Raw genomic sequence first — 25,381 nt, 5'->3', positions numbered from 1 at the left:
GAACCTGCAGGAGCGGGCTTGCCCGCGAAGGGGCACACAGCGGCCCCAGTTACATCAATTCAGCGCTTGTCTTCGACTTTCCAGGCCTTGCCATCGTAGAACGCCTTCCAGCCGGTCGGCTTGCCATCGACCTCGGTCTGCACGTACTGCTCCTTGGTCTTGCGGCTATAGCGGATCACTGCAGGACGACCCTCAGGGTCTTTCTGCGGCGCGTCGCACAGGAAGTGGTACTTCGGGTCGATTTCGTGCTTGTGCGGAATGATTTCCAGCACCAGCGGCGCACGGGTCTCACGATTCTTCGGGAACTGGCTGGCGGCCAGGAACAGCCCCGAGGCACCGTCGCGCAGCACATAGGTGTCGTCGACCTTCTCGCACTTGAGCTCCGGCATGTCCACCTTGTCCATCTTCGGTGGCGCCGCCTCGCCGCTCTTGAGCAGCTTGCGGGTGTTCTTGCACGTCGGGTTGGTGCAGCCGAAGAACTTGCCGAAACGACCGGTCTTGAGCTGCATCTCGCTGCCACACTTGTCGCACTCCAGGCTCGGCCCTTCGTAGCCCTTGATACGGTAGCTGCCCTCTTCGATCTCGTAACCTGCGCAGTCCGGGTTGTTGCCGCAGATGTGCAGCTTGTGCTTTTCATCCAGCAGGTACGCATCCATCGCCGTGGAGCAGATCGGGCAACGGTGCTTGCCACGTAGCACCAGCGACTCGGACTCACCCTCGTCATCGGCAGCGATCTCATCCCCCGGCACCAGGTTGACGGTGGCCTTGCAACGCTCCTTCGGCGGCAGGCTGTAGCCGGAGCAGCCAAGGAACACGCCAGTGGAAGCGGTACGAATCATCATCGGCCGGCCGCATTCCTTGCATGGAATGTCGGTCATGGTCGGCTGGTTGGCGCGCATGCCGCTTTCGCTGGACTCGGCATTGAGCAACTTCCGACTGAAGTCGCCATAGAACTCATCGAGCACGTTCTTCCAGTCACGCTCGCCCTGGGCAACGTCGTCCAGGTGCTCTTCCATGCCGGCAGTGAAGCCATAGTCCATCAGGTTGGAGAAGCTCTCGGACAATCGCTCGGTGACGATGTCGCCCATCTTCTCGGAATAGAAACGACGGTTATGCAGGGTCACATAGCCGCGGTCCTGGATGGTGGAAATGATCGCCGCATAGGTGGACGGACGGCCAATGCCTCGCTTTTCCATTTCCTTGACCAGGCTGGCTTCGGTGAAGCGTGCTGGCGGCTTGGTGAAGTGCTGGCTTGGGTCGAGCTGGATCAGCTTGAGCGCCTCGCCCTGGGCCATTTCCGGCAGCACATCGTCCTCGCCCGGTTTGCTTTGCTGTGGCAGCACACGGGTGTAGCCGTCGAACTTGAGGATACGGCCCTTGGCACGCAGCTCGAAGTCACCCGCAGCAACCGTGACGCTGGTGGACAGGTACTGGGCGGGCGGCATCTGGCAGGCCAGGAACTGGCGCCAGATCAGCTCGTACAGACGCTCGGCATCACGCTCCATGCCGCTGAGCTTGGTCGGATGGGTATTCACGTCCGAAGGGCGAATCGCCTCGTGAGCCTCTTGCGCGCCTTCCTTGCTGCCGTACACCACGGGGGCGGCGGGCAGGTACTGCTTGCCGAACTCACGCTCGATGTAGCTGCGGGCCATTTCCACTGCGTCGGTCGACAGGTTGGTCGAGTCGGTACGCATGTAGGTGATGTAGCCCGCTTCATAGAGACGCTGGGCCATCATCATGGTCTTCTTCACGCCGAAGCCCAGGCGATTGCTCGCCGCTTGCTGCAGGGTCGAAGTGATGAATGGCGCCGACGGCTTGCTGCTGGTCGGACGGTCTTCGCGCTTGGTGACGCTATAGCTGGAAGCCTTGAGTTTCTCCAGCGCGGCCATGGCCTGGGCTTCGTTGAGCGGCTTGAAGGCCTCGCCGTTCTCGCGCGCCACCTCGAAACGCACCTTGGCGTTCTTCGCAGTGCCCAGGTCGGCGTGCACTTCCCAGTACTCTTCCGGATTGAAGGCACGGATCTCGCGCTCACGCTCGACCACCAGCTTCACCGCCACGGACTGCACGCGCCCTGCGGACAAGCCACGGGCGATCTTGGCCCATAGCAAGGGCGAGACCATGTAGCCCACGACCCGGTCGAGGAAGCGCCGCGCCTGCTGGGCGTTGACCCGGTCGATGTCCAGGTCGCCCGGCTGGGAGAATGCTTCTTGGATGGCCTTCTTGGTGATTTCGTTGAACACCACGCGCTTGTAGCGGCTGTCATCGCCACCGATGGCCTCGCGCAGGTGCCAGGCAATGGCCTCCCCTTCACGGTCCAAGTCGGTTGCGAGGTAGATGGTGTCGGCATCCTTGGCCAGGCGGCGCAGTTCGTCGATCACCTTCTCCTTGCCGGGAAGGATCTCGTACTTGGCCTTCCAGCCGGCTTCGGGGTCGACGCCCATGCGTGCCACCAGCTGACGACGGGCCTTTTCCTTCGGCGACAGCGCCGGAGCCTCACCCGCAGTCTTGCCGCGCTTGGCGGCCGGTTCCTTGGCCGTGCTGGCCGAACCGCTGGTGGGAAGGTCTCGGATATGGCCGATACTCGACTTCACCACGTACTGGTTGCCCAGGTACTTGTTGATGGTCTTGGCCTTGGCCGGGGATTCCACAATGACCAGCGATTTGCCCATGGATCGGAAGATTCCTGAATCTGAAGATGAAAAACGCGTCAGGTGCCGGACGCGGCACCGCTATATATAGTGGCGAAAGAGCGAGGTCAAGCGCGGACGATCACTCTTGGGGCTTCCCAGCCGATGCTGGCAGCCCGTCTTCGGCCTTGACCAAAGCAAAGCGTGGCACCTGCTCGCCGTCAACCTCGACGGACTCCTGAAACATCGAAAGTGGTCGTACCCAGAAGCTGTAATCACCATACAGGCACTGGTAGAACACCATCCACTCCTCGCTCTCGGAATGCCGCGCAGCACTGAAGACTCGGTACTCCGGCCCTTTGTAATGCCGGTACACGCCGGGTTGTATCTGCATGTCGCGCCAGCCTCCTGAAAAAAATCCTGTAAAAAAACAAAAACCGGGGCACATGGCCCCGGCTGCTGCCTTGCAAAGCGATCAGACGCGTTCGAAGACAGTGGTGATGCCTTGACCCAGGCCGACACACATGGTGGCGACGCCCAGGGTTCCGCCATTTTGCTTCATGACGTTGAGCAGGGTGCCGGAAATACGTGCACCGGAGCAACCAAATGGATGGCCCAGGGCGATCGCACCGCCGTGCAGGTTAACCTTCTCATCCATCTTGTCGAGCACTTTCAGGTCCTTGAGCACTGGCAGGGCCTGTGCGGCGAAGGCTTCGTTGAGCTCGAAGAAGTCGATGTCGGCGATGGTCAGGCCCGCGCGCTTGAGCGCTTTCTGGGTAGATGGGACCGGGCCGTAGCCCATGATCGCCGGGTCGACGCCCGCAACGGCCATGGAGCGAATCACCGCCAGCGGCTGGATGCCCAGGTCCATGGCACGCTGGCCGGACATGACGATCATGCACGAAGCGCCGTCGGTGATCTGCGACGAAGTGCCGGCAGTGACGGTACCACCTTTCGGGTTGAACGCGGGCTTCAGAGAGGCCAGGCCTTCCAGGGTGGTTTCAGGACGAATGGTTTCATCGAAGTCGAAGACCTTGAGGAAGCCGTTCTCATCATACCCCTGCATGGGGATGATCTCGTCCTTGAACTTGCCCTCTACCGTGGCCTTGTGCGCCAGCTGATGCGAACGCAGGCCGAACAGGTCTTGCTGCTCGCGGGTAATGCCGTGCATCTTGCCGAGCATCTCGGCAGTCAGGCCCATCATCCCGGAAGCCTTTGCAGCGTGCAAGGACAGGTGCGGGTTGGGGTCGACGCCATGCATCATGCTGACGTGACCCATGTGCTCGACGCCACCGACCACGAACACGTCGCCGTTGCCGGTCATGATCGCCTGGGCGGCAGTGTGCAGCGCGCTCATCGACGAGCCGCACAGGCGGCTGACGGTCTGGGCCGCGGAGGTGTGCGGGATTTGCGTCATCAAAGACGCCATGCGGGCGATGTTCCAGCCCTGCTCCAGGGTCTGGTTGACACAGCCCCAGATCACGTCTTCGACTTCTTTGGGGTCAACCTTGTCGTTGCGCTCCAGCAGTTTGCTGATGAGGTGCGCCGACATGTCTTCGGCGCGGGTGTTGCGGTGCATGCCACCCTTGGAGCGGCCCATCGGGGTGCGACCGAAGTCGACAATCACCACGTCTCTTGGATTCAGGCTCATATCAATATTCTCGCTCTAGCTCGTTGGCCGCTCAGTTGAAGAAGCGCTGGCCGTTCTTGGCCATTTCACGCAGCTTCGCAGTGGGGTGGTACAGCGGCCCCAGGTCGGCGTACTTGTCGGCCAGGGCGACGAATTCGGCGACCCCGATCGAATCGATGTAGCGCAGCGCGCCACCGCGGAAGGGAGGGAAGCCGATGCCGTAGACCAGGCCCATGTCCGCTTCGGCAGCGGTTTCGACGATGCCGTCTTCCAGGCAGCGCACGGTCTCCAAGCACAGCGGCACCATCATCCAGTTGATGATGTCTTCGTCGCTGACCTCACGCTGTTCGAAGACGACTGGCTTGAGCACCTCGAGCACAGTGGCATCGAATACCTTCTTCGGCTTGCCGCGCTTGTCGGTCTCGTAGGCATAGAAGCCCTTGCCGTTCTTCTGGCCCAGGCGGTTGGCCTCGTACAGAGCGTCGACCGCGGAACGACGGTCGTCCTTCATGCGCTCGGGGAAGCCCTCTGCCATCACGTCGCGGCCATGGTGGCCGGTGTCGATACCGACCACGTCCATCAGGTAGGCCGGGCCCATCGGCCAGCCGAACTTCTCCATCACCTTGTCGATGCGCACGAAGTCGACACCCGCGCTGACCAGCTTGGCGAAGCCGCCGAAGTACGGGAACAGCACGCGGTTGACCAGGAAGCCCGGGCAGTCGTTGACCACGATCGGGTTCTTGCCCATTTTCTTGGCGTAGGCCACGGTGGTGGCCACCGCCACTTCGCTGGACTTCTCGCCACGAATGACTTCCACCAGCGGCATCATGTGCACCGGGTTGAAGAAGTGCATGCCGACGAAGTTCTCAGGGCGCTTGAGGGCTTTGGCCAGCAGGTTGATGGAGATGGTCGAGGTGTTGGAGGCGAGGATCGCATCTTCCTTGACCTGGCCTTCCACCTCGGCCAGCACCGCTTGCTTGACCTTCGGGTTTTCGACGACGGCCTCGACGACGATGTCGACGTTGGCGAAGTCGCCGTAGGACAGGGTCGGACGAATGGCATTAAGCGCCTCGGCCATCTTCGCCGGGGTCAGGCGACCTTTCTCGACGCGTTTGCCGAGCAGTTTGGAGGCCTCGTTCAGGCCCAGCTGGATGGCTTCCTCGCGGATGTCCTTCATCAGGATCGGGGTACCCTTGACCGCCGACTGGTAGGCGATGCCACCCCCCATGATGCCGGCGCCGAGCACGGCGGCCTGCTTTACATCGGATGCGATTTCGTCATGCGACTTGGCCTTGCGCTTGAGCTCCTGGTCGTTCAGGAACAGGCCGATCAGGCTTTCGGCGACCGAGGTCTTGGCCAGTTTGGCGAAACCGGCGGCCTCGACTTCCAGCGCCTTGTCGCGACCGAAGTTGGCGGCTTTCTGGATGGTCTTGATGGCTTCGACCGGGGCCGGGTAGTTCGGGCCGGCCTGGCCAGCGACGAAGCCCTTGGCGGTCTCGAACGCCATCATCTGTTCGATGGCGTTGAGCTTGAGCTTTTCAAGCTTGGGCTGGCGCTTGGCCTTGTAATCCAGCTCACCACTGATGGCGCGCTTGACCAGGTCCAGGGCACCGGCCTGCAGCAGTTCCGGGGCGACCACGGCGTCGACGGCGCCGACTTTAAGGGCGTCTTCGGCGCGGTTCTCCTTGCCGGAGGCAATCCATTCGATGGCGTTGTCCGAACCGATCAGGCGGGGCAGGCGGACCGTGCCGCCGAAACCTGGGTAGATGCCCAGCTTGACTTCCGGCAGGCCGATCTTGGCGCTGCTGGACATGACGCGGTAGTCGGCCGCCAGGCACATTTCCAGGCCGCCACCCAGGGCGATGCCATTGATGGCTGCGACGGTCGGGACGCCGAGGTCTTCGAAGTCATTGAAGATGCGGTTGGCTTCCAGGTTGCCAGCGACCAGTTCGGTCTCGGGCAGCTTGAAGTTGTCGACGAATTCGGTGATGTCGGCGCCGACGATGAACACGTCCTTGCCGCTGCTGACGATCACACCCTTGATGGAGGCGTCGGCCTTGATGGTGTCCACCGCCTGACGCAGTTCGTTCAGGGTAAGGCGGTTGAATTTGTTGACGGACTCACCCTTGAGGTCGAACTTCAGTTCGACGATGCCGCTTTCAAGAGCCTTAACCGTGATGGCTTTACCTTCGTAAATCATCAACTGATCTCCACGATATGGAAGCTGAACTGTACACGCCGAACGCTGGTGGAAGGCGGCTTGCCGCCCTTGTCCAGGCACACCCGTCAGCGCGATAGTCGGGATTCTGTAAGAGCGTTCTCACATACAAACGCTCAATTCATACGCCCGTTTGATTTGGGTACGCACACATTCTCCGAAAAGATCGACGTTGTCAAATGCTCGAAAGCACCCGAAAAACGCGACTTTGCGGTCATTTTGTACTACCGGGGGGATAAGCCATGATGACAGTGATCGCGCGTCATTCACGCCAGCGATAAACCTCGCCTTGCACGAGGGGCGCATTTTTTCACAGACGCCTGGCCGCCACCCGGCTACACTGCGTGGCAACGAAACGCTTCCCGGCCTGCCTGGCCTTTCTGCGCGAGCAGAACGCATAGCGGCGACCTCCTTACGGGGGCCGCCGCTATGTCGTTACAGGGTTCGGAAAGTCAGGGTCAAGCCAGGGTTTCAAGGGTGTGGGCAATATCCTGCAATACAGATTTGTCGCCACGCTCACTCCAACACAGGGCGATCATCCGGGTATCGGCCTCGACCTTGTAGACACTGGCCGGCAGCCGCGCGAAGCACTCGTTCAGGTGCGGTTGGTCGCAAGGTTCACGCCATTGGTTGCACCACACCCCAGGGCTTACCTGCCAGTAGCACCAGCTGTCCTCACGCCCCCGTCGCCGGGCACGATGGTATTGCGGGCATGGGCTCGGCGGCTCGTTTTCCAGCCAGTGCGGCCACTGCTGGGGCGCCAGCTGCATGGCCAGGCCCATGCGGCGCCCTTCCAGGCGCAGACTCATCTGCTCGCTCTGTTTGCGCGACGGGCGCAGCCAGGCCAGCGGACTGAGAATCAGCGCAAGGATTGACACCACCAGCCATACCGTCATATCTGTAGTTCCCATAAAGCGTTGCAAATAAGGGGGTTAGCCGATTCACGGAAGACCCGCCCGAAAGCGACCATACTTCTACTATCGCGATTGTCAGGAGTACCGCCCATGTCCTACGAACATATCCTGGTCGCCGTCGACCTGACCGAAGAGTGCGACCCGGTCATCAAGCGGGCCAAAACACTGGCCCTGGCCTCGAACACCAAGGTGTCACTGGTGCATATCGTCGAGCCCATGGCCATGGCCTTCGGGGGTGACGTACCGATGGACCTTTCGCAACTGCAACAGCAGCAGTTCGACCAGGCCAAGGAGCGCATGGAACGACTCTTCAACAAGTATCCGGACATCAACAAGGGCGACTCGCACCTCGTCTACGGCCAGCCCCGCCAGGAAATTCACCAGTTGGCCAAGGACCAGAAATGCGACCTGATCGTGGTAGGCAGCCACGGGCGCCATGGCCTGGCCCTGTTGCTGGGCTCGACGGCCAACGACGTACTGCATGGCGCGCCCTGCGACGTACTGGCGGTGAGGCTGCAGAAGAAAGAGTGACGCAACCTGCACCGGCCTCTTCGCGGCACGCCTGCGAAGAGGCCGGTGCGCTTTGTCAGCCTTCCAGCTCGGCCCAGCGCTCTACCAGGCCATCCAGTTCAGCCTGCATTTGCTCGAGCCTGGCCAGCACCGCCGAGGTTTCGCCAATCGGCCGCTGGTAGAAGCCCGGCGCATTGACCTCTTCCTGGGCCGCCGCCATCTTCTGCTCCAGGGCGTCAATCTGCCCCGGCAGTGCCTCGAGTTCGCGCTGCAGCTTGTAGCTGAGCTTTTTCTTGTTCGCATCGGCAACCGATGCCGCCGCCGCTACCGGAGCCGGCGCCTGCTCCACCACCTTTTCGACCACCGCGCTGCCCAGCTCGGACTTGCCGCCCTTGCTCTCGCTCACGCCCAGCAATTTCGGCGAGCCACCCTGGCGGATCCAGTCCTCGTAGCCACCCACGTACTCACGCACCCGCCCCTCACCTTCGAACACCAAGGTGCTGGTCACCACGTTGTCGAGGAAGGCCCGGTCGTGGCTGACCATCAGCACGGTGCCCTTGAAGTTCGACAGCACCTCTTCGAGCAGCTCGAGGGTCTCCACGTCCAGGTCGTTGGTCGGCTCGTCCAGGACCAGCAGGTTGGCCGGCTTGCTGAAAAGCTTGGCCAGCAGCAGCCGCGCCCGCTCACCACCCGACAAGGCCTTGACCGGCGTACGTGCACGCTGCGGGCTGAACAGGAAGTCGCCCAGGTAGCTCAGCACGTGGCGGCTCTGGCCATCGATGTCGATGAAGTCGCGACCTTCGGCGAGGTTGTCGATGACCGTCTTTTCCAGGTCCAACTGGTGGCGCATCTGGTCGAAATAGGCGACTTCCAGCTTGGTGCCGCGCTCGACCTTGCCAGCGGTGGGCTCCAGGTCGCCCAGCATCAGCTTGAGCAGCGTGGTCTTGCCGGTACCGTTGGCACCCAGCAGGCCAATACGGTCCTGGCGCTGCAACACCATGGAGAAATCCTTGACCAGCTTCGGCCCCTCGGGGTGGGCGAAGCTGACGTTCTCCAGCAGCATGACCTGCTTGCCGGACTTGTCTGCCACTTCGATCTGGATGTTCGCCTTGCCCTGGCGCTCACGTCGCTCGCCACGCTCCACCCGCAGCGCCTTGAGCGCCCGTACGCGGCCTTCGTTACGGGTGCGACGGGCCTTGATGCCCTGGCGAATCCACACTTCCTCCTGGGCCAGGCGCTTGTCGAACAGCGCATTGGCGGTTTCCTCGGCGGCCAGTGCGGCCTCCTTGTGCACCAGGAAGCTTGCGTAGTCGCCGTTCCAGTCGATCAGGCCGCCACGGTCCAGTTCCAGGATGCGCGTGGCAAGGTTCTGCAGGAAGGAGCGGTCGTGGGTGATGAACAGCACGGCACCATTGAAGCTGCTGAGCGCTTCCTCGAGCCAGGCGATGGCGCCGATATCCAGGTGGTTGGTCGGCTCGTCGAGCAGCAGCAGGTCGGGCTCGGACACCAGCGCCTGGGCCAGCAATACACGACGGCGCCAGCCACCGGACAGCTCGGCAAGGGTCTTGTCGGCGGGCAGTTGCAGCCGGCTCAGGGTACTGTCCACCACCTGCTGCAGGCGCCAGCCGTCGCGGGCCTCCAGCTCGTGCTGGACGTGCATGAGTTTTTCCAGGTCTTCGTCGCCGTGGATGTTCTGGCTCAGGTGGTGGTATTGGGCAAGCAACGCGCCGACACCATCCAGGCCCTCGGCCACCACGTCGAATACGCTGCGCTCGTCGGCAACCGGCAGCTCCTGGGGCAGCTCGCCGATCTTCAGCCCAGGGGCACGCCAGATATCACCGTCATCGGGTTTCTGCTCGCCCTTGACCAGGCGCAGCATGCTCGACTTGCCCGTACCGTTGCGGCCGATGATGCACACCCGCTCGCCACGGGCGATCTGCCAGGACACGTTGTCCAGCAGCGGCATCGCGCCGAACGCAAGGGACACATCGCTGAATTTGAGCAGGGTCATGATCATCTCCAAAAACCGGGCGCGCATTCTACCTGACTTACCCAGCGAAGGCATGCGCCAACCGGTAACCGGGACGCTTTGCGACGCTTGGTCGAGGTAAACGATTCGATACAAGCGCAGTGCTTTCATCCACTGCCGGCAAACGGCTAAGCTAAGGCAATAGACCCCAACAGTGCTGGCTTCGCCGTCACTTTTTCATGGTTCAACTGCCCGGACGTATCATGCGCAGCCGCCTGTTCCAAATCGTTTCCTGCCTGTTGCTTACCGCCACCACCGCGGGCGCAGCCCACGCCATCGACATCAGCCAGCAACGCCAGCACTACGACGAAGCCAAACGAGCCCTGGCCAAGGGCGACAAGGGGCCGTACCTGCGCTACGCCAAGGCCCTGAGCGACTATCCGCTGACCCCCTACCTGGCCTACGACGAACTCACCGCCCGCCTGAAAAACGCCAGCAACGAGGAGATCGAAGGCTTTCTGGCCAAGCACGGCGACCTGCCCCAGGCCAACTGGATGAAACTGCGCTGGCTACGCTGGCTGGCCGAGCGCGGCGACTGGAAACCCTTCGTCAAATACTACGATCCCAAGCTCAACTTCACCGAGCTGGACTGCCTCAACGGCCAGTATCAGCTGACCCACGGCCTTCGTGCAGAAGGCTTCGCCAGCGCCGAGAAGCTGTGGAATGTCGGCAAGTCGCAACCGGCGGCCTGCGACACCTTGTTCGGCATGTGGGCCGCCGAAGGCCAGCTCACCGAAGCCAAGCGCTGGAACCGAGCCAAGCTGGCGGCGCAAGCGCGCAACTACACCCTGGCCAACAGCCTGGTCAATTCGCTGACCACCCTGGCGCCCCAGGGCAAGCTGCTGATCGACGTGGCGCAGAAGCCCGAGCTGCTCAACCAGCCTTCACGCTTCACGCCGGTCAGCGAGGCGATGTCCGATGTGGTCAGCCTGGGCTTGCGTCGCCTGGCCCGGCAGGACCCCGACCAAGCCATGGCGCTGCTCGACGACTATGCCCAGCGCATGCACTTCTCCCGAGACGAAAAAGTCGCCATCGCCCGCGAAATCGGTTTGACCCTCGCCCGGCGCTACGACCCTCGCGCCCTCGACCTGATGACCCGCTACGACCCCGAGCTGCGCGACAACACCGTCAGCGAATGGCGCATGCGCCTGTTGCTGCGCCTGGGCCGTTGGGAGGAAGCCTACGAGCTGAGCCGACGCCTGCCCCAGGACCTCGCCGGCAGCAGCCGCTGGCGCTACTGGCAGGCACGCAGCCTGGAGCTGGCCCAGCCGCAGAACCCGCAAATTCCGCTGCTGTACAAGAACGTGGCCCGTGAACGTGACTTCTACGGTTTCCTCGCCGCCGACCGCACTCAATCGCCCTACCAGCTGAACAACAAGCCACTGGTGCTCAGCCAGCAGTTGATGAACAAGGTGCGTAACACCCCTGGCGTGCGCCGGGCCATGGAGTTCCACGCCCGCGGCCAGATCGTCGAGGGCCGCCGCGAGTGGTACCACGTGAGTCGGCATTTCAACCGCGACGAAATGGTCGCCCAGGCTCGCCTGGCCTACGACATGCGTTGGTACTTCCCGGCCATTCGTACCATCAGCCAGGCGCAATACTGGGACGACCTGGATATCCGCTTCCCGATGGCACACCGCGACACCCTGGTGCGCGAGGCCAAGGTACGCGGCCTGCATTCGAGCTGGGTGTTTGCCATCACCCGCCAGGAAAGCGCCTTCATGGAAGACGCCCGCTCCAGCGTCGGCGCCAGTGGCCTGATGCAACTGATGCCGGCTACCGCCAAGGAGACTGCCCGCAAGTTCAACATCCCGCTGGCCTCGCAAGCGCAGGTGTTCAACCCCGACAAGAACATCCAGCTCGGCGCCGCCTACCTGAGCCAGGTGCATGGCCAGTTCAATGGCAACCGTGTACTCGCCTCGGCCGCCTACAACGCAGGCCCAGGGCGCGTACGCCAGTGGCTCAAGGGCGCCAGGCACCTGAGCTTCGATGTGTGGGTAGAGTCGATTCCCTTCGACGAAACACGCCAATACGTACAGAACGTGCTGTCGTATTCGGTGATCTACGGGCAGAAGCTCAATTCACCACAGCCGCTGGTGGATTGGCATGAACGCTATTTCGACGACATGTAGGACGTCTGCGGCCTCTTCGCGGGACAAGCCCGCGAAGAGGCCGGTACTGCCGCTTACTCGATGACCTCGACCGGCATCCCGACTTCGAAGCGCCCCTCGCCATCCACCGCCACGTTCTGCCCGAACAACACATCCCCTTCACGCTCACGGAATGTCTTGAGCGTCGTCAAAGGCTCGCGGTCAGGGCTGCGCTCGCCAGTCTGCGGGTCGAGCGTGGTAAGGATGCAACGCACGCTGGGCTTGAGCAGGCGCAAGGTCATGTCGCCGATACGGATGCGTTTCCAGCCATCCTCGGCGAACGGCGCGCTGCCTTCGACGACGAGATTGGGCCGAAAGCGCAGCATCTCCATGGGCCGACCGATGCGACAGCTGAGTTCATCCAACGATGACTGGCCGATCAGCAGCAAGGGAAAGCCATCGGGAAACGCCGCCTTGTCGCTGTTCAGGCCATAGCCGCCAGGCAGGTAACGGGCGCGCGACACAGGGCAATGCACCAGGCGCACGGCCTTGCCCAGCAGCGTACTCAGCCAGGCAGCTGCCGCGTCGCCTGCATCCGGAACCCGCAGGCTGTCACGCCAGATGGTCACCCCACGCAGGTTGTCGTCGGCGGGCGGCACCGCTACCACGAGGGAAGCCTGCCCCGAGGTCTCCAGCAACAGCCCGCCAGCCGGGTCATGGCTTGCCTTGAGCCTTCCCAACTGCGGCCAGGCACGCTGGGTGAGGAAACGGCCAGTGTCCTCTTCCACCACCATCCAGCGCCGATCGCCACACAAACCCATGGCGTCGACCCGCGACGCAGACAGTTGCTCTGCCTGGCCGGACTTCACCGGGTATCGATACAACGCACTCAGAAACATCACTTCACGCCTTGTGCCAGCCCAAAAACCCTAGCTTATACCCGGCTCGTGCCTGCTGCTGGCCTCATGCCGGGGTGCGCGCGAGGGTCAGGCGCTCGCGCACTACTTCCACCAGGCGGTCCGGCTGGAACTTGGAGAGGAAGTTGTCGCAGCCGACCTTCTTCACCATCGATTCGTTGAAGCTGCCCGACAGCGAGGTATGCAGCACTACGTAGAGCCCGCGCAAGCGTGGGTCGTTGCGGATCTCGGTGGTCAAGCGGTAGCCGTCCATCTCGGGCATCTCCGCGTCGGTGAAGACCATCAGCAGTTTCTCGCACACGTTTTCGCCCGCATCGGCCCAGCCCTTGAGCAGGTTCAGGGCCTTGAGGCCATCACTGGCCACGTGCAGCTTCATGCCCAGTTGCGAGAGGGTGTCGCGCAACTGCGCCAGGGCCACGTTGGAGTCGTCCACCAGCAGCACCTCGCAGCCGCGTGCGCGGGCCAGCACCGGATCCTCGAGCTTGTCGCGAGAAACCTTGGCACTGTACGGTACGATCTCCGCCAGCACCTTCTCCACGTCAATGATCTCCACCAACTGCTCTTCGACCTTGGTAATGGCCGTCAGGTAGTGCTGGCGCCCAGCGCTGGTGGGAGGCGGCATGATGGCTTCCCAGTTCATGTTGACGATACGGTCCACGCCACCGACCAGGAAGGCCTGCACCGAACGGTTGTACTCGGTGACGATGATGGTGCTGTTCGGTCCCGGTTGCAGTGGACGCATGCCGATTGCCTGGGACAGGTCGATCACCGGCAGGGTCTGGCCACGCAGGTTGACCACGCCGCAGACAAACGAGTGTCGTTGCGGCATCAGGGTCAGCTTGGGCAGTTGCAGGACCTCTTGGACCTTGAAGACATTGATCGCGAACAGCTGGCGACCTGCCAGACGGAACATCAGGATTTCCAGGCGGTTCTCACCCACCAGTTGCGTACGTTGGTCTACTGTGTCGAGAATACCGGCCATTGGACAACTCCCAGGCTCTGATCGGGAAAAGTGGTTGCATCTGCGTTGTATCGGCGAGTCTGCCCGCGACTTGACCCCTGGCAGAAAATGCTGCGCAGGCAATTGATATCACTTTACCATCATGCTTTACTGGCACCACCTCCTTCCTGGCCAGCCGCCCTCCGAACCCCTCCCCGACGGCCTGCCACCCTCACTCCCTCATCAGGGATTCCCCTAGTAGCAATCGGGCGCAACCTGATATTCGCGATATCCAATAGCCATTAATGTGACGCCAATCTCAATGCATGAATGGAGTCAGGCTTTTGTCAGTGTTTTTCTCGGCGTGGCCCACCCCTGCTCCAGCACGTTCTCCCGGAGACGTCTGATGGAAAGACCGCCATTGAACAGCAGCGCCCTGCAGGATTTCCTGCTGGACGCACAGGTCTTGCTGACCAAGGCCCAGGAGTGCCTGCACCATCTTGAGCTGATCGATAACGACCCGGACGCGTGCCATTGTCTGAACGACAGCCTCGACGCGCTGTATCGTCGCGCCGAAGCCCTGGGCTTGCTCGAGGTGGCCCAGTACGCCTCGGGCTTGCAGCAATTGCTTGAGCCCTCATGCGCCCATTTGCGCCTGCAAGGCCCTTCGCTTCCTGCAGTGAACGCCTGCCTGACCCTGCTCGCCTGGCAACTGGAACTGGTCGACCCCCGGACCGGACGCCTGAACCTGGACACCACGGAACAGCAAGCGCTGCTCGACGAGCTGGCCATTGCCCTGGGCAGCCCTGTGGCGGCCGACAGCCAGCGCGCGCACGCCACTTCCGACAACCTCAACTAAGCCAAACGCCACTTTTAAGCGCCCGGGCAACTAACGGCCCTGTTGCGGTGCAAACAATGTACAACTTGGCAAGTTGTACAAGTTCCAGCAAACGCACTAGCGTTAGTTGCACAAGGAAGTGCAGCCAACGTGAATCAATAATGGCCATTAGCCACTTACCCTGACCCGAGAAGCGTCGCATCGTCCCGGAAAACCCTGGGTTTTCCGGCAACTAGCCAATCGCGACCAAAGCAACTCGAAGTGATACCATGCGCCCACGCGAACACACGCCTCCTTGATATAACAGGTGGAAAGCTGTGCTCAACGTTGATTGAAAACAGGATGCCAGGCTCTCTGAATAGAGATGCGCAGCCTGCGACAGTAACAATATCAGTGGCTCTCCTACCTATGCTTCCACGCGTGAAGATTCTCCAGCGTTGCTGCTCCCGCACCGCCTTGTGGCGTTGGGCGACGGCCTTGCTGTGCGTCGCATCGCTGGCCATCAACCTGCTGCACTACCTGCAGGCCCAACCGCTGTCATTGCTGGTGGTGATGCTGCAAGGGGCGGCCATGGCCGCCGTTGTCTGGCAACTGCGCCACTTGGCCCGGTCGATCAACCTGCGCCCAGCGGAACTGGCCGATCGCATGCTCAAGGTGCAGGAGAGCGAACGCCAGCGCCTGAGCCGCGAACTGCACGACGACATTGGCCAGTTGCTGACCGCCGCCAAGCTCCAGCTGGAGTGGCTGCAACGCCGTATGCCAGCCGAGCTGCAAGATAAATGCGAAACGTTGCGCGGCACTCTGGACAACACCCTGGCCAACGTGCGCGACGTCTCTGCCCTGCTCAACCCACGGCAGCTGGCCAGCCTGGGCCTTGAGGCCAGCCTGCGCGCGCACCTGATGCGCGCCCTGGAGAACAGTGACGTGCACTGGAGCCTTGAGTGCCAGCAACGTCTGGGCGGCATCTCCGAAGATGTCTCCATGGCCGCCTTCCGTATCACCCAGGAGGCGGTCACCAACGTGCTGCGCCACGCCCAGGCCCGCAACCTGGTCATTCGCCTGCAACGCACCCCTGCAGGCCTTGCCTTGTCGATCCATGACGACGGCCTGGGTTTCGTACCGGCACAGAACCCGGCCGATGCCGGGCAACGTGGCATGTCCGGCATGCACGAACGTGCCACCGCCTTGCAAGGTACCCTGACCATCACCAGCCAACCCGCCCAGGGCACACGGATCGACGTATTGTTCCCGTGGCCACCGCGCAGCGGCGAACGCGCCAGGACCCCCGCTCTTGATGACTAGACTGCTATTGGTCGATGACCACTCGCTGATTCGCGCCGGCGTGCGTGCGCTGGTGTCCGACATCCCCGGCTATGTAGTGGTCGGCGAAGCCGATGACGGCGGCCAGTTGATGGAACTGGTGCAGCAACTGACGCCCGACATCATCCTGCTGGACATCTCAATGCGCTCCACCAACGGCCTGGACGTACTCACGCAACTGCGCGCAAACGGTTGCACCTGCAAGGTGCTGATCCTATCGATGCACACCGACCCGGACTTGATCATGCGCGCCCTGGAAAGCGGCGCACACGGTTACCTGCTCAAGGACACCACGGCCACCGAGCTCGAGCACGCCCTGGCAGCACTGAGCAACGATGAACGCTACCTCAGCCCCGCCATCGCCCATACCGTAATCAACCAGGCGTTGCTGCGCGCGCAAAACGGCAAGTCCGCCAACAGCGACCGCCACAACCTGACCGCGCGGCAACTGGAGATCCTGCGTCTGATCGTACGCGGCAAGTCGACCCGGGAAATCGCCGCTGGCCTGGGCCTGTCGATCAAGACCGTGGAAACCCACCGCTCGCAGATCATGAAACGCTTGCAGATCTACGACGTGGCGGGCCTGGTGCTGTTCGCCGTGCGCGAGAAGATCATCAGCCTGGATGACTGAGCAGCGGCGAGTCGGCCGGCAGATGCACGCGCAGGGCTGCCGGGCAGGCCTCGAAGCGCAGGCTGTCGACCTGCAACGGCTCGCCGTCGAGATTGATGTCCAGCCCCTGCGAACTCTTGATCTCCACCCAGGGGAGGCGCGCGTGAACGAATACCCCCTCCCCGGCCACCAGATCGCGCAATGCCCCCACCACTTCCTTCGGAGCCGGCAGGATGCCGATATCCAACAGGCCATCGTCCGCCAGCGCGTCGGGGCACAGCACATGCCCTCCGCCAGCCTGACGACCATTGCCGATGCCCAATGCCAGCAGCTCGCCCTGCCAATGGAAATCCGGCCCTTGCAACTCCACCGAAGCTGCCTGTAGCTCGCTGAAGCGGCTCAAACCAGTGACCAGGTAGGCAGCTGCCCCCAGCACTTTCTTCAAGTCCTCTGAGGTATTGGCGGTGACCTGGCTGCCAAAACCACCCGTGGCCATGTTGAGGAACCTCTGCTCGCCGACTTTGCCCAGGTCGATCGCGCGCGGCGTGTGCTCCAGCAGCGCGAGGGCGGCGGCAGGCTCCAGCGGCACACCGGCTGCCCGAGCAAAATCATTGGCGGTACCCAGGGGCAACAGTGCCAGGCTGACCTCCGTGCCCGCCTGCCCCATGGCTTCGGCGACATCACGCAGCGTCCCATCGCCGCCACCGGCCACCACCTGCGAGTAGTCGCCCGCCAGCGCCTCGCCCACCAGGCGCTGGGCATCCCCGCCCTCCCAGGTCAGGCGCACATCCAAGGTCCAGCCACGCTCGCGCATTTCGCTGACTGCGGCACGCACCTCTTCGTTCATGGCTTGCTTGCCATGCAGGATCAACATTGCCTTGCGCCCGTCCATCTGAGTGCCCTTCCCAAAACGCCATTGCCAATCTCGACCACAGCAGGGTCCGAATTGCTGCATACGTGCGAGAAAATCGTACGGACGAACAGCACCCACCCATCGACAAATACTTGGCTATCCTTAAAAAGGCATCTGCATCCGCGTCATATTCTTGACAAACCCTATCAAAACCTGACAGGAGTGGGCCATGCGCATACTCTGGACGCTGCCCTACCTGCCCTGGCCTACCACCAGCGGCAGCAAGACCCGGCAATACCACCTGCTGCGCGAGCTGGCGAAGCATGGCCACCGGATCACCCTGCTGGTGCAATCGAAAGTCCCGCTGTCCGAACCTGCCCGTGAGGCCCTGGGACCCTTCCTGGAGCGCTTGATCGTACTGCCCCGGCGCCCGGTCCAAAGCCCGCTGAACCTGCTGGCATCGCCGATCATCGATTACCCCATGCGCACCATCATCAATGGCCTGGCGCCCTGCCTGCGGCACCGTTTCGAACAGTTGCTGGACGAGCCCTGGGACGTGATCCAGATAGAGCACAGCTATGCCTTCCAGCCCTTCGAAAAGGCCCTGCAAGCCCGCGGGCTGCCGTTCATGCTCAGCGAGCACACGCTGGAGTCGGTGATGGGCGCTGCCTGCCACGACCGCCTGCCGCTGTGGCTGCGCCCCCTCAATGCCTTCGACCGCTGGCGCTACCGGCGCTGGGAACAGCGAGTGCTGAGCCAACCCAGCGAAGTGGTGGCGGTATCCACCCACGATGCCGAACTCATCGGCCAGATCAGCGGCCGCCCGGTGAATGTGGTGGTCAATGGTGTCGACTGCGACTACTACCAGGCAGTGCGGCCCGCGCTGCACAGCCAGCGCCTGCTGTTCGTAGGAAATTTCGAGTACGGCGCCAATCTCGAGGCGATCGAGTGGGCGCTGGAAGAGATCCTGCCCCAGGTCTGGCAAAGCAACCCGGCAGTGCGACTGGCCATCGCCGGCCACGCCCTACCGGCGCACTGGAAGCTGCACTGGAACGACCCGCGCATCGAGTGGGTCGGTTACTGCCCCGACCTGCGCGAGTTGCAACGCCGCTCGGCGCTGTTCTTCGCGCCGCTGCGCTACGCCGGTGGTTCCAAGGTGAAGATTCTCGAGGCGATGGCCGCCGGCCTGCCGGTGGTCACGACCCGCAAGGGGGTATCGGGGCTTGCGGTAAACAACGGCGAGCACTACCTGGGCAGCGACGAAGGTGACCAATTGGCGCTGTTGATCAACCAGTTGCTCACCCAACCCTGGCGCATGAGCCAGCTGAGCGAGGCCGCACGCCAGCTGGCGCGTCAACGTCATGACTGGAGCGTGGCCGCGCAGCAACTGGAAACCGTGCACATGCGCCTGACCCAGCTGGCGCCCGCGCAGCCGGCGCCGATGAGCGAAGTGCTGCTCGGCCGTTCAGCCAAGTAGCTCGCTGAGCGGAATGAAGGTCACGCTGTCGCCCTGGCTGACCGTCGTGCCCTCGCGCACCTCGACCAGGCCATCGGCCCAGGCTGCGCTGCGCAGCACGCCGGAGCTCTGGTTCTTGTAGATGCACGCCCGCCCCTGTTCGAGGCGTGCTCGCAGGTACTCGCGACGCGTGCCAGGCTTGGGCCAGTCGAACCCGGCGGGCACCTCGAAGCGCATCGGCGTCACGTCCGCAACGCCCAGGCGGCGCAGCAGGTACGGGCGGGTCAGCAGCGCGAAGGTCACCAGGGTCGAAGCCGGGTTGCCCGGCAGGCCAATCACCGGCACGCCACGGAAATGCCCGAAGGTAAGCGGCTTGCCCGGTTTGATGGCCAGCTTCCACAAGGCCAGCTCGCCGGCTTCGCGCAGGGCGAGGCCGAGGTAGTCGGCCTCACCCACCGACACACCGCCCGTGGAGAGGATCAGGTCCACCTCGCCCAAACCCGCAAGGCAGTGCCGGGTCAGCGCCAGGTCATCGGCGAGAATGCCCGCGTCCACGACTTCGCAGCCCAAGCGCCGCAGCCAACTGACCAGCAGGTGACGGTTGCTGTTGTAGATCTGCCCCGGCCCCAGCGCCAAGCCTGGCTCGACCAGCTCATCGCCGGTGGAGAGCACCGCCACCCGCGCCCGTCGCACCACCTTGAGCCGGGCATGCCCCAGGGTCGCGGCGAGGCCCAGTTCGATCGGCCCGAGGCGCGTGCCGGCGTTCAGCACACGCTCGCCAAGCCGGGTTTCCTGACCCTGGGGGCGCACGTTCTGGTCGATGACCAAGCGCTCGAGCAGTCGCACACGGCCATCGCCCAGCACTTCGACGTTTTCCTGCATCTCGACGCAATCGGCCCCTTCGGGCAGCGGCGCTCCGGTGAAGATGCGCGCGCAGGTGCCAGGCTGCAAAGGGGCTGGGGCGTGGCCGGCGAAGATCCGCTGGCTGACCGCCAGCGGCTCGCCCTGCCAGTCGGCCAGGCGCAGCGCGTAGCCGTCCATGGCGCTGTTCGGCCAGGGTGGCAGGTCAAGGGTGGCCATCAGGTCTTCGGCGAGGATGCGCCCATCGGCGTCGGCCAGATCCAGCGCCTCGGTCTCGCGCACAGGCGTAGCCTCGGCCAGCGCCAGCAGTTGCTCCAAGGCTTGTTCCACCGGCATCAGCGGCGGGTTGGACACGGTTTCAACCACGGCTTTCACACGCCGGGGCCTGCTTGAGGTGAGCCACGAAGTTGCAGGGGCGGTGCCGGGCATCCAACTGTTCGGCCAGAATGCCATCCCAGCCGGTGCGCACTGCGTTGGTCGAACCCGGCAGGCAGCAGACCAGGGTGCCATTGGCCAGCCCGGCCAAGGCGCGGGATTGAATGGTGGAGGTGCCGATGTCGGCTACCGAGATCTGCCGGAACAGCTCGCCGAAACCATCGACCTGTTTGTCCAGCAGGCAGGCCACCGCTTCCGGGGTGCTGTCGCGCCCGGTAAAGCCGGTGCCGCCGGTGATCAACACCACCTGCACCAGGTCGTCGGCGATCCAGGTGGCGACCTGGGCGCGGATCTTGTACAGGTCGTCCTTGAGCAGCACGCGCTCGGCCAGGCGGTGACCTGCCGCGTTGAGGCGGTCGACGTACAGTTGCCCGGAGGTGTCGGTGTCGAAGGTGCGGGTGTCGCTGACCGTCAGCACGGCGATGTTCAGCGGCACGAAGGGGGTGTCTGCCTTGGTTTTCATGGGAATCCGTTGCAGGTAGGGAGGAAATGCCAGCTGTTATATCACAGGGCGGGCCCCGCGCCGATGCAGCCGGACCGGGGCCGGAACTTGCGTAATGGCGCTATGCTGCACGATGCAAGGAACTTGCATGGACGCGCTGCGTCTTAAATGACATCACCGCACTGGAGAAACACCATGATCCAAAGGACCCTTCCCGCCCTCATGCTCGCCCTCGGCCTGGGTGCCCTCGCTGGCTGCGCATCGCCGACCGTCATCACGCTGAACGACGGCCGCGAGATCCAGGCCGTGGATACCCCACAGTATGACGATGACTCCGGCTTCTACGAATTCGAGCAGCTCGATGGCAAGCGCGCGCGTATCAACAAGGACCAGATCCGCACCGTGAAAGAGCTCTGATTGGCAGCTGCTTTTCGGCAAAGGTCCTTTTGACAACAAGGGCTTGCGTTGAAAAAGGGCATGCAGTAGGATTTTGAAATCGGAGTGTAGCGCAGCCAGGTAGCGCGTCTCGTTCGGGACGAGAAGGCCGCAGGTTCGAATCCTGTCTCTCCGACCAAATCCTTTCAAGAAGCCCGCCTCGCGCGGGCTTTTTGTTGTGTGTGGAAAACTGTCGTGTCTGGAAAACTGTCGTGCCGGGAAAGTGACCTCACGCCGTCAGGCGCGAGGTCACCTGGCCCAATTGCCCAGACAGCCCATGCAACTTCTGCCCGGCCTGTTCGGTGTGCTGCACCGCCTGCTGGTTGGCGGTGGCGATACGAGTGATCTCGACCAGGTTGCGCGAGATGTCTTCGGCGACGCTGGTCTGCTCCTCCGCAGCCGTGGCGATCTGCCGGTTCATGTCGCGGATCGCCTCGACCGACTGGGTAATGCGGCGCAGCATCTGTCCGGCCTGTTGCACCTGCTCAGCGCCCTCCTCGCTGCGCTGCTGCCCCCCCTCGATGGCCTTGACCGCCTCGAGCGCGCCTCGCTGCACGGCCTCGATGATCTGGTGAATCTCGGCGATCGAGGCGGCCGTGCGCTGGGCCAGGCTGCGCACCTCGTCGGCCACAACCGCGAAGCCGCGCCCCGCCTCGCCAGCCCTCGCGGCCTCGATCGCGGCATTGAGTGCCAGCAGGTTGGTCTGCTCGGCAATACCGCGGATCACTTCCAGCACCTTGCCGATGCGCGTGCTGTCGCTTTCCAGGTGGCGAATCACCAGGGCGGTACCGGCGATTTCGCGGTTGACCACGCCAATGATATCGATGGTCTGCTGCATCACCTGCTCGCCCGCCTGGGCGCTGTGGTCGGCATCGTCCGCTGCGCGTGCGGCTTGGGCGGCATGACGTGCCACCTCCTGGGCGGTGGCGGACATTTCGTGCATGGCCGTGGCCACCTGGTCGGTACGCTGGAACTGGTCATGGGTGCCGGTAGCCATGTCCCCTGCGATACTGCGCAACTGGCCGCTGGCGTTTTCCAGCTCCACCGCGTTGTCCTTCAGGCGCCCGATGGTGTCGGCCAGAAAGTCGCGCAGGGTGTTGGCGGCACTGGCCAGGCGGCCCAGTTCATCCTCGCGACGGCTGTCGACGCGGTCGGCGAACTGCCCCTGGCTGAGCTGGGCGACGTAGTCGATCAGGCGACGAATCGGCTCGATCAGACTGCGGTTTACCAGCCACAAGCTGAACACCCCGACCAGCAGCGCCGAGCCCAGCATCACCAGCACCCCGAGCCATACCGTGCGCTCGGCTCCGGCGCTGATGGCGCTGGCGCGGGTCGCGGAATCGGCCCGCAGTTGCTCCACCAGCGCGCTCATCTGCTCGCTGGCGGCACGATCCACACCCTTGACCGCCTGGTCGCCTACCGCAGGGTCACCACCGGCAGCGAGGAACGCCTCGCGGCCCTTGCCATAGGCCTGGCCCAGTTGACGGTGGCTGTCACGCAGTTGTTGCAGGCGCACCTCGAGCTCGCCGTCGCTCTCGTCGATCAGTTGCCCGAGCACTGCCTGCACTTGCCGCTCGCGGTCCTGGAACTGCTGCCAGTACCTGTCCAACTCTGCCGGCTGACGGCCGCGCAGCAGCACGTTCTTCCACTCCTGCACCTGGATCTTGAATTGCAGGTTGGCCTCGTCGATCAATTGCGAGGCGCGCAAGGGCCCGTCGACCAGCTCGGCATAACCGCGCACGCTCGAGGACAGAAACTGGAAACACACCAGGGCAATCAGCAGCATCGCCGCCAGGCTGCCCGCCAACAGGGTGAGGATTTGCATTCGCAAGGATCGACGCAGCATCGGGAAGGTCTCGAACAAGGAGAAAAGAAACGACGCGCTCAGCGCACCGCCTAGCAGACGTCCTTGTCCTCGTTCGCAAGCCAAAAAAAAGCTGCCATCGGGCGATAGCAGCCAGGTCGAGCACTTGCACAACAGTTAAGCCCGATACTCTCAGGCAATTGCTACAGAAATGTTACAAGGCAACGTCAGCCACCACTGAACTGCAAGGCCGCCAGACGCGCATACAGCGGGTTGTGCTCGATCAACTGGCGATGGCTACCGACCGCCACCAGGCGCCCTTGGTCGATCACCGCGATGCGATCGGCATGTTGCACCGTGGCCAGGCGGTGGGCGATCACCAGGGTAGTGCGCCCGGCCATGAGCTGCGGCAGGGCCTGCTGGATCAGGTGTTCGCTCTGGGCGTCGAGGGCGCTGGTGGCTTCGTCCAGCAGCAGTATCGGCGCATCCACCAGCAACGCGCGGGCGATAGCCAGGCGCTGGCGCTGACCGCCGGACAAGCCCACGCCCCCCTCGCCCAACGGGGTCTGGTAGCCCTGGGGCAGTTGCTCGATGAACGCGTGAGCGTGAGCGCTGCGCGCCGCCGCCTCGACCTGGGCCTGGGTCGCCTCGGGCCGGCCGTAGCGGATATTGGCCTCCACCGTGCCCCGGAACAGCGCCGGGTTCTGCGCCACCAAGGCAAACTGGCGGCGTAGGTCGTGCGGCGCCAGGGTGGTGATGGGTTGGCCGTCGAGCAGGATGCAACCCGTCTGCGGGTCATGGAAGCGCAGCAGCAGGTCGAACAAGGTCGACTTGCCCGCGCCGGAGGGCCCCACCAGCGCCACCGTCTGCCCCGGCTCGATGATCAGGCTCAGGCTATCGATCGCCGCCACCGCAGGCCGCGAGGGGTAGGCAAAGGTCACGCCCTGCAACTCGATGCGCCCACTGGCCCGTTGGCCTGGCAGGCTGTGCGGCTGCTCGGGCGGCAGGATCGCGCTACGCGCCGCCAACAGCTCGCCGATGCGCTCGGCAGCACCGGCGGCCCGTTGCAGCTCGCCGAGCACTTCGCTGAGGGTACCGACGGCGCTGCCGACGATCAGGCTGTAGAACACGAACGCCGCCAGCTCACCGCCCGAAATGCGCCCGCCTATCACATCCATGCCGCCGACCCACAGCATCACCGCAACGGCGCCCATTACCAACACGATGACCAGGGTAATCAGCCAGGCTCGCTGGGCAATGCGCCGACGAGCCACGCTGAAGGCCGCCTCCACCGTCTCGGCGAACAGCGCCTGGTCGCGCGCCTGGTGGTTGTAGGCCTGCACGGTCTTGATCTGGCCGAGGGTCTCGGCGACGTAGCTGCCCACGTCGGCCACCCGGTCCTGGCTCTGCCGCGACAGGCTGCGCACCCGCCGCCCGAACAGCAGGATCGGCGCCAGCACCAGCGGCAGGGCCAGCACCACGATGCTGGTGAGCTTAGGGTTGGTGACGAACAACAGCACCACGCCGCCCACCACCATCAAGGCGTTGCGCAGGAACATCGACAGCGACGAGCCGATCACCGATTGCAGCAAAGTGGTGTCGGCGGTCAGGCGCGACTGGATCTCGGAGCTGCGGTTGTCCTCGAAAAACCCCGGGTGCAGGCCGACCAGATGGTCGAACACCGCGCGGCGGATATCGGCCACGCAGCGCTCGCCGATCCACGACACCAGGTAGAAGCGGCTGAAGGTGCCGACCGCCAGCGCCAACACCAGCAGCATGAACAGGCCGAGGGTCTGGTTCAGTTGGTGCGGCGAGCGGGTCATGAAGCCTTGGTTGACCAGCAAGCGAATGCCCTGCCCCATGGACAAGGTGATGGCTGCCGTGGCGATCAACGCAAGCATGGCCAGCAGCGTCTGCCGACGATAAGGACGAATGAATTGCCAGGCCAGGCGCAAGGCGCGGCGTTGGCGAGAGGAGACCGGTTCGGGCATGGCGCGGGCCGAGTCCAGGGGGAAACGTGCAGACTACCACTCATCTACCTGCGCGGAACTCTCGCGTGCACGCGAAGATCGCAAACCAGGCAAGCGAAGCGGCTATAGCCTATTGATATAAGCCCCGACTTCAGCTTTGCCGCACATTCTGGTGGACTGTAAACGTTCTGGTACAGAGTGCTGTCACAGGCCATTCACGACAGAAACGTAACCTGAACTTGCAACCTGAAGAGGAGACAGCAAATGAGCTTGCAGCATAGCAGCGATACCCCGAAAAACCCTGCCCAAGCACAGAAGCCTTATGGTTCGGTGATCGATGCCCAGGGCAAGGAAGTGCCCATTACCGAGCAGATGATCCAGCAAGCCTGCAAGGAACTGGAAAACAGCCAGGTCAAGCGCGTCGGCAAAGGCTGAGGCCAGATGATTTTTCTGCAACCCGGCGCTTGCGCCGGGTTTTTGTT

Annotated in this window: 21 protein-coding genes, 1 tRNA gene and 1 pseudogene; 9 read left to right on the top strand and 14 right to left on the bottom strand. The window is 63.3% G+C overall.

Annotated features, from left to right (window positions below; genetic code table 11):
* Positions 1–59 precede the first annotated feature (59 nt).
* The 5 genes from topA to RAC97_RS10500 all read right to left on the bottom strand — a co-directional run bounded on the left by topA (position 60) and on the right by RAC97_RS10500 (position 7,371).
* On the bottom strand, positions 60–2,669 hold the full coding sequence (topA, locus tag RAC97_RS10520; RefSeq protein ID WP_375100180.1) for a type I DNA topoisomerase: 2,610 nt from the start codon (positions 2,667–2,669) through the stop codon (positions 60–62).
* A gap of 100 nt (positions 2,670–2,769) precedes the next feature.
* Positions 2,770–3,021 carry a DUF1653 domain-containing protein gene (locus tag RAC97_RS10515; RefSeq protein ID WP_375100181.1) on the bottom strand — a complete coding sequence of 84 codons (252 nt, stop codon included), beginning with the start codon at positions 3,019–3,021 and terminating at the stop codon, positions 2,770–2,772.
* A gap of 81 nt (positions 3,022–3,102) precedes the next feature.
* Positions 3,103–4,278, bottom strand: coding sequence for an acetyl-CoA C-acyltransferase FadA (fadA, locus tag RAC97_RS10510; protein WP_375100182.1), 1,176 nt, complete (start codon positions 4,276–4,278; stop codon positions 3,103–3,105).
* A 31-nt stretch (positions 4,279–4,309) separates the two neighbouring features.
* Entirely contained in the window at positions 4,310–6,457 is a 2,148-nt protein-coding gene (gene fadB / locus RAC97_RS10505; RefSeq protein ID WP_375100183.1) for a fatty acid oxidation complex subunit alpha FadB, read from the bottom strand.
* A gap of 476 nt (positions 6,458–6,933) precedes the next feature.
* Complete coding sequence (locus tag RAC97_RS10500) at positions 6,934–7,371, bottom strand: hypothetical protein (RefSeq protein WP_375100184.1); 438 nt, start codon at positions 7,369–7,371, stop codon at positions 6,934–6,936.
* A 108-nt stretch (positions 7,372–7,479) separates the two neighbouring features.
* Between RAC97_RS10500 and RAC97_RS10495 the strand changes: the two genes are divergently transcribed.
* The gene (locus RAC97_RS10495) at positions 7,480–7,920 is read left to right on the top strand and encodes a universal stress protein (RefSeq protein ID WP_375100185.1); all 441 of its coding nucleotides are present in this window, start codon (positions 7,480–7,482) and stop codon (positions 7,918–7,920) included.
* A gap of 55 nt (positions 7,921–7,975) precedes the next feature.
* On the opposite strand, the gene RAC97_RS10490 is transcribed toward RAC97_RS10495, so the two are convergent.
* Positions 7,976–9,910, bottom strand: coding sequence for an ATP-binding cassette domain-containing protein (locus RAC97_RS10490; RefSeq protein WP_375100186.1), 1,935 nt, complete (start codon positions 9,908–9,910; stop codon positions 7,976–7,978).
* A gap of 221 nt (positions 9,911–10,131) precedes the next feature.
* Here RAC97_RS10490 and RAC97_RS10485 point away from each other — a divergent pair, with 221 nt between their 5' ends.
* Positions 10,132–12,060 (top strand): transglycosylase SLT domain-containing protein, encoded by a 1,929-nt coding sequence (locus tag RAC97_RS10485; RefSeq protein WP_375100187.1) that lies wholly within the window; start codon positions 10,132–10,134, stop codon positions 12,058–12,060.
* A 53-nt stretch (positions 12,061–12,113) separates the two neighbouring features.
* Here RAC97_RS10485 and RAC97_RS10480 read toward each other — a convergent pair whose 3' ends face one another.
* Both RAC97_RS10480 and RAC97_RS10475 read right to left on the bottom strand, forming a co-directional pair.
* A complete protein-coding gene (locus tag RAC97_RS10480; RefSeq protein WP_375100188.1) occupies positions 12,114–12,917 on the bottom strand; it encodes an MOSC domain-containing protein in 804 nt (267 codons plus the stop codon).
* Positions 12,918–12,981: 64 nt separating this feature from the next.
* Entirely contained in the window at positions 12,982–13,917 is a 936-nt protein-coding gene (locus RAC97_RS10475; protein WP_375100189.1) for a chemotaxis protein CheV, read from the bottom strand.
* Between the two features lie 364 nt (positions 13,918–14,281).
* Here RAC97_RS10475 and RAC97_RS10470 point away from each other — a divergent pair, with 364 nt between their 5' ends.
* The 3 genes from RAC97_RS10470 (at position 14,282) to RAC97_RS10460 (ending at position 16,664) form a co-directional block, all read left to right on the top strand.
* Complete coding sequence (locus RAC97_RS10470) at positions 14,282–14,734, top strand: histidine kinase (RefSeq protein WP_375100190.1); 453 nt, start codon at positions 14,282–14,284, stop codon at positions 14,732–14,734.
* 387 nt (positions 14,735–15,121) lie between these two features.
* Positions 15,122–16,015, top strand: coding sequence for a sensor histidine kinase (locus tag RAC97_RS10465; RefSeq protein WP_375100191.1), 894 nt, complete (start codon positions 15,122–15,124; stop codon positions 16,013–16,015).
* On the top strand, positions 16,005–16,664 hold the full coding sequence (locus tag RAC97_RS10460) for a response regulator (RefSeq protein ID WP_375100192.1): 660 nt from the start codon (positions 16,005–16,007) through the stop codon (positions 16,662–16,664). Before RAC97_RS10465 ends, RAC97_RS10460 begins: the two co-directional genes overlap by 11 nt.
* On the opposite strand, the gene yegS is transcribed toward RAC97_RS10460, so the two are convergent.
* On the bottom strand, positions 16,648–17,535 hold the full coding sequence (gene yegS, locus RAC97_RS10455) for a lipid kinase YegS (RefSeq protein ID WP_375100193.1): 888 nt from the start codon (positions 17,533–17,535) through the stop codon (positions 16,648–16,650). The genes RAC97_RS10460 and yegS overlap by 17 nt on opposite strands.
* A gap of 190 nt (positions 17,536–17,725) precedes the next feature.
* Here yegS and RAC97_RS10450 point away from each other — a divergent pair, with 190 nt between their 5' ends.
* A complete protein-coding gene (locus tag RAC97_RS10450; RefSeq protein WP_375100194.1) occupies positions 17,726–18,973 on the top strand; it encodes a glycosyltransferase family 4 protein in 1,248 nt (415 codons plus the stop codon).
* On the opposite strand, the gene glp is transcribed toward RAC97_RS10450, so the two are convergent.
* Both glp and moaB read right to left on the bottom strand, forming a co-directional pair.
* Positions 18,962–20,149, bottom strand: a complete 1,188-nt coding sequence (glp, locus tag RAC97_RS10445) for a gephyrin-like molybdotransferase Glp (RefSeq protein WP_375100221.1) — start codon at positions 20,147–20,149, stop codon at positions 18,962–18,964. The two genes, RAC97_RS10450 and glp, sit on opposite strands and share 12 nt — an antisense overlap.
* A gap of 22 nt (positions 20,150–20,171) precedes the next feature.
* Entirely contained in the window at positions 20,172–20,711 is a 540-nt protein-coding gene (moaB, locus tag RAC97_RS10440; protein WP_375100195.1) for a molybdenum cofactor biosynthesis protein B, read from the bottom strand.
* A 174-nt stretch (positions 20,712–20,885) separates the two neighbouring features.
* Here moaB and RAC97_RS10435 point away from each other — a divergent pair, with 174 nt between their 5' ends.
* The gene (locus RAC97_RS10435) at positions 20,886–21,107 is read left to right on the top strand and encodes a YgdI/YgdR family lipoprotein (RefSeq protein WP_375100196.1); all 222 of its coding nucleotides are present in this window, start codon (positions 20,886–20,888) and stop codon (positions 21,105–21,107) included.
* Between the two features lie 80 nt (positions 21,108–21,187).
* A tRNA-Pro gene (locus RAC97_RS10430) sits at positions 21,188–21,264 on the top strand.
* A 90-nt stretch (positions 21,265–21,354) separates the two neighbouring features.
* On the opposite strand, the gene RAC97_RS10425 is transcribed toward RAC97_RS10430, so the two are convergent.
* From RAC97_RS10425 to RAC97_RS10415, 3 genes and pseudogenes are all read right to left on the bottom strand, one after another.
* Complete coding sequence (locus RAC97_RS10425) at positions 21,355–22,059, bottom strand: methyl-accepting chemotaxis protein (RefSeq protein ID WP_379671488.1); 705 nt, start codon at positions 22,057–22,059, stop codon at positions 21,355–21,357.
* Positions 22,060–22,287: 228 nt separating this feature from the next.
* A pseudogene (locus RAC97_RS10420) lies at positions 22,288–22,398 on the bottom strand (hypothetical protein); the annotation flags it as partial.
* A 758-nt stretch (positions 22,399–23,156) separates the two neighbouring features.
* Positions 23,157–24,920 (bottom strand): ABC transporter transmembrane domain-containing protein, encoded by a 1,764-nt coding sequence (locus tag RAC97_RS10415; protein ID WP_375100197.1) that lies wholly within the window; start codon positions 24,918–24,920, stop codon positions 23,157–23,159.
* 243 nt (positions 24,921–25,163) lie between these two features.
* On the opposite strand from RAC97_RS10415, the gene RAC97_RS10410 reads away from it, so the two are divergent.
* Entirely contained in the window at positions 25,164–25,334 is a 171-nt protein-coding gene (locus RAC97_RS10410) for a PA1571 family protein (protein ID WP_375100198.1), read from the top strand.
* Positions 25,335–25,381: the final 47 nt, after the last annotated feature.

The sequence above is a fragment of the Pseudomonas sp. LS_2 genome, assembly GCF_042709235.1.
GTDB lineage: Bacteria > Pseudomonadota > Gammaproteobacteria > Pseudomonadales > Pseudomonadaceae > Aquipseudomonas.
The sequence above is the reverse complement of the archived record's forward strand: the minus strand, read 5'-3'. Positions and strand labels throughout refer to the sequence as shown.

Coding starts and splice junctions, on each gene's coding strand:
- RAC97_RS10475 (WP_375100189.1), bottom strand. CDS start 13,917: ATGGCCGGTATTCTCGACACAGTAGACCAACGTACGCAACTGGTGGGT.
- RAC97_RS10465 (WP_375100191.1), top strand. CDS start 15,122: ATGCTTCCACGCGTGAAGATTCTCCAGCGTTGCTGCTCCCGCACCGCC.
- RAC97_RS10410 (WP_375100198.1), top strand. CDS start 25,164: ATGAGCTTGCAGCATAGCAGCGATACCCCGAAAAACCCTGCCCAAGCA.
- RAC97_RS10495 (WP_375100185.1), top strand. CDS start 7,480: ATGTCCTACGAACATATCCTGGTCGCCGTCGACCTGACCGAAGAGTGC.
- fadA (WP_375100182.1), bottom strand. CDS start 4,278: ATGAGCCTGAATCCAAGAGACGTGGTGATTGTCGACTTCGGTCGCACC.
- fadB (WP_375100183.1), bottom strand. CDS start 6,457: ATGATTTACGAAGGTAAAGCCATCACGGTTAAGGCTCTTGAAAGCGGC.
- RAC97_RS10425 (WP_379671488.1), bottom strand. CDS start 22,059: ATGTCCGCCACCGCCCAGGAGGTGGCACGTCATGCCGCCCAAGCCGCA.
- RAC97_RS10490 (WP_375100186.1), bottom strand. CDS start 9,910: ATGACCCTGCTCAAATTCAGCGATGTGTCCCTTGCGTTCGGCGCGATG.
- RAC97_RS10435 (WP_375100196.1), top strand. CDS start 20,886: ATGATCCAAAGGACCCTTCCCGCCCTCATGCTCGCCCTCGGCCTGGGT.
- RAC97_RS10500 (WP_375100184.1), bottom strand. CDS start 7,371: ATGACGGTATGGCTGGTGGTGTCAATCCTTGCGCTGATTCTCAGTCCG.
- RAC97_RS10515 (WP_375100181.1), bottom strand. CDS start 3,021: ATGCAGATACAACCCGGCGTGTACCGGCATTACAAAGGGCCGGAGTAC.
- RAC97_RS10485 (WP_375100187.1), top strand. CDS start 10,132: ATGCGCAGCCGCCTGTTCCAAATCGTTTCCTGCCTGTTGCTTACCGCC.
- glp (WP_375100221.1), bottom strand. CDS start 20,149: ATGCCGGTGGAACAAGCCTTGGAGCAACTGCTGGCGCTGGCCGAGGCT.
- moaB (WP_375100195.1), bottom strand. CDS start 20,711: ATGAAAACCAAGGCAGACACCCCCTTCGTGCCGCTGAACATCGCCGTG.
- yegS (WP_375100193.1), bottom strand. CDS start 17,535: ATGGACGGGCGCAAGGCAATGTTGATCCTGCATGGCAAGCAAGCCATG.
- RAC97_RS10480 (WP_375100188.1), bottom strand. CDS start 12,917: ATGTTTCTGAGTGCGTTGTATCGATACCCGGTGAAGTCCGGCCAGGCA.
- RAC97_RS10450 (WP_375100194.1), top strand. CDS start 17,726: ATGCGCATACTCTGGACGCTGCCCTACCTGCCCTGGCCTACCACCAGC.
- topA (WP_375100180.1), bottom strand. CDS start 2,669: ATGGGCAAATCGCTGGTCATTGTGGAATCCCCGGCCAAGGCCAAGACC.
- RAC97_RS10470 (WP_375100190.1), top strand. CDS start 14,282: ATGGAAAGACCGCCATTGAACAGCAGCGCCCTGCAGGATTTCCTGCTG.
- RAC97_RS10415 (WP_375100197.1), bottom strand. CDS start 24,920: ATGCCCGAACCGGTCTCCTCTCGCCAACGCCGCGCCTTGCGCCTGGCC.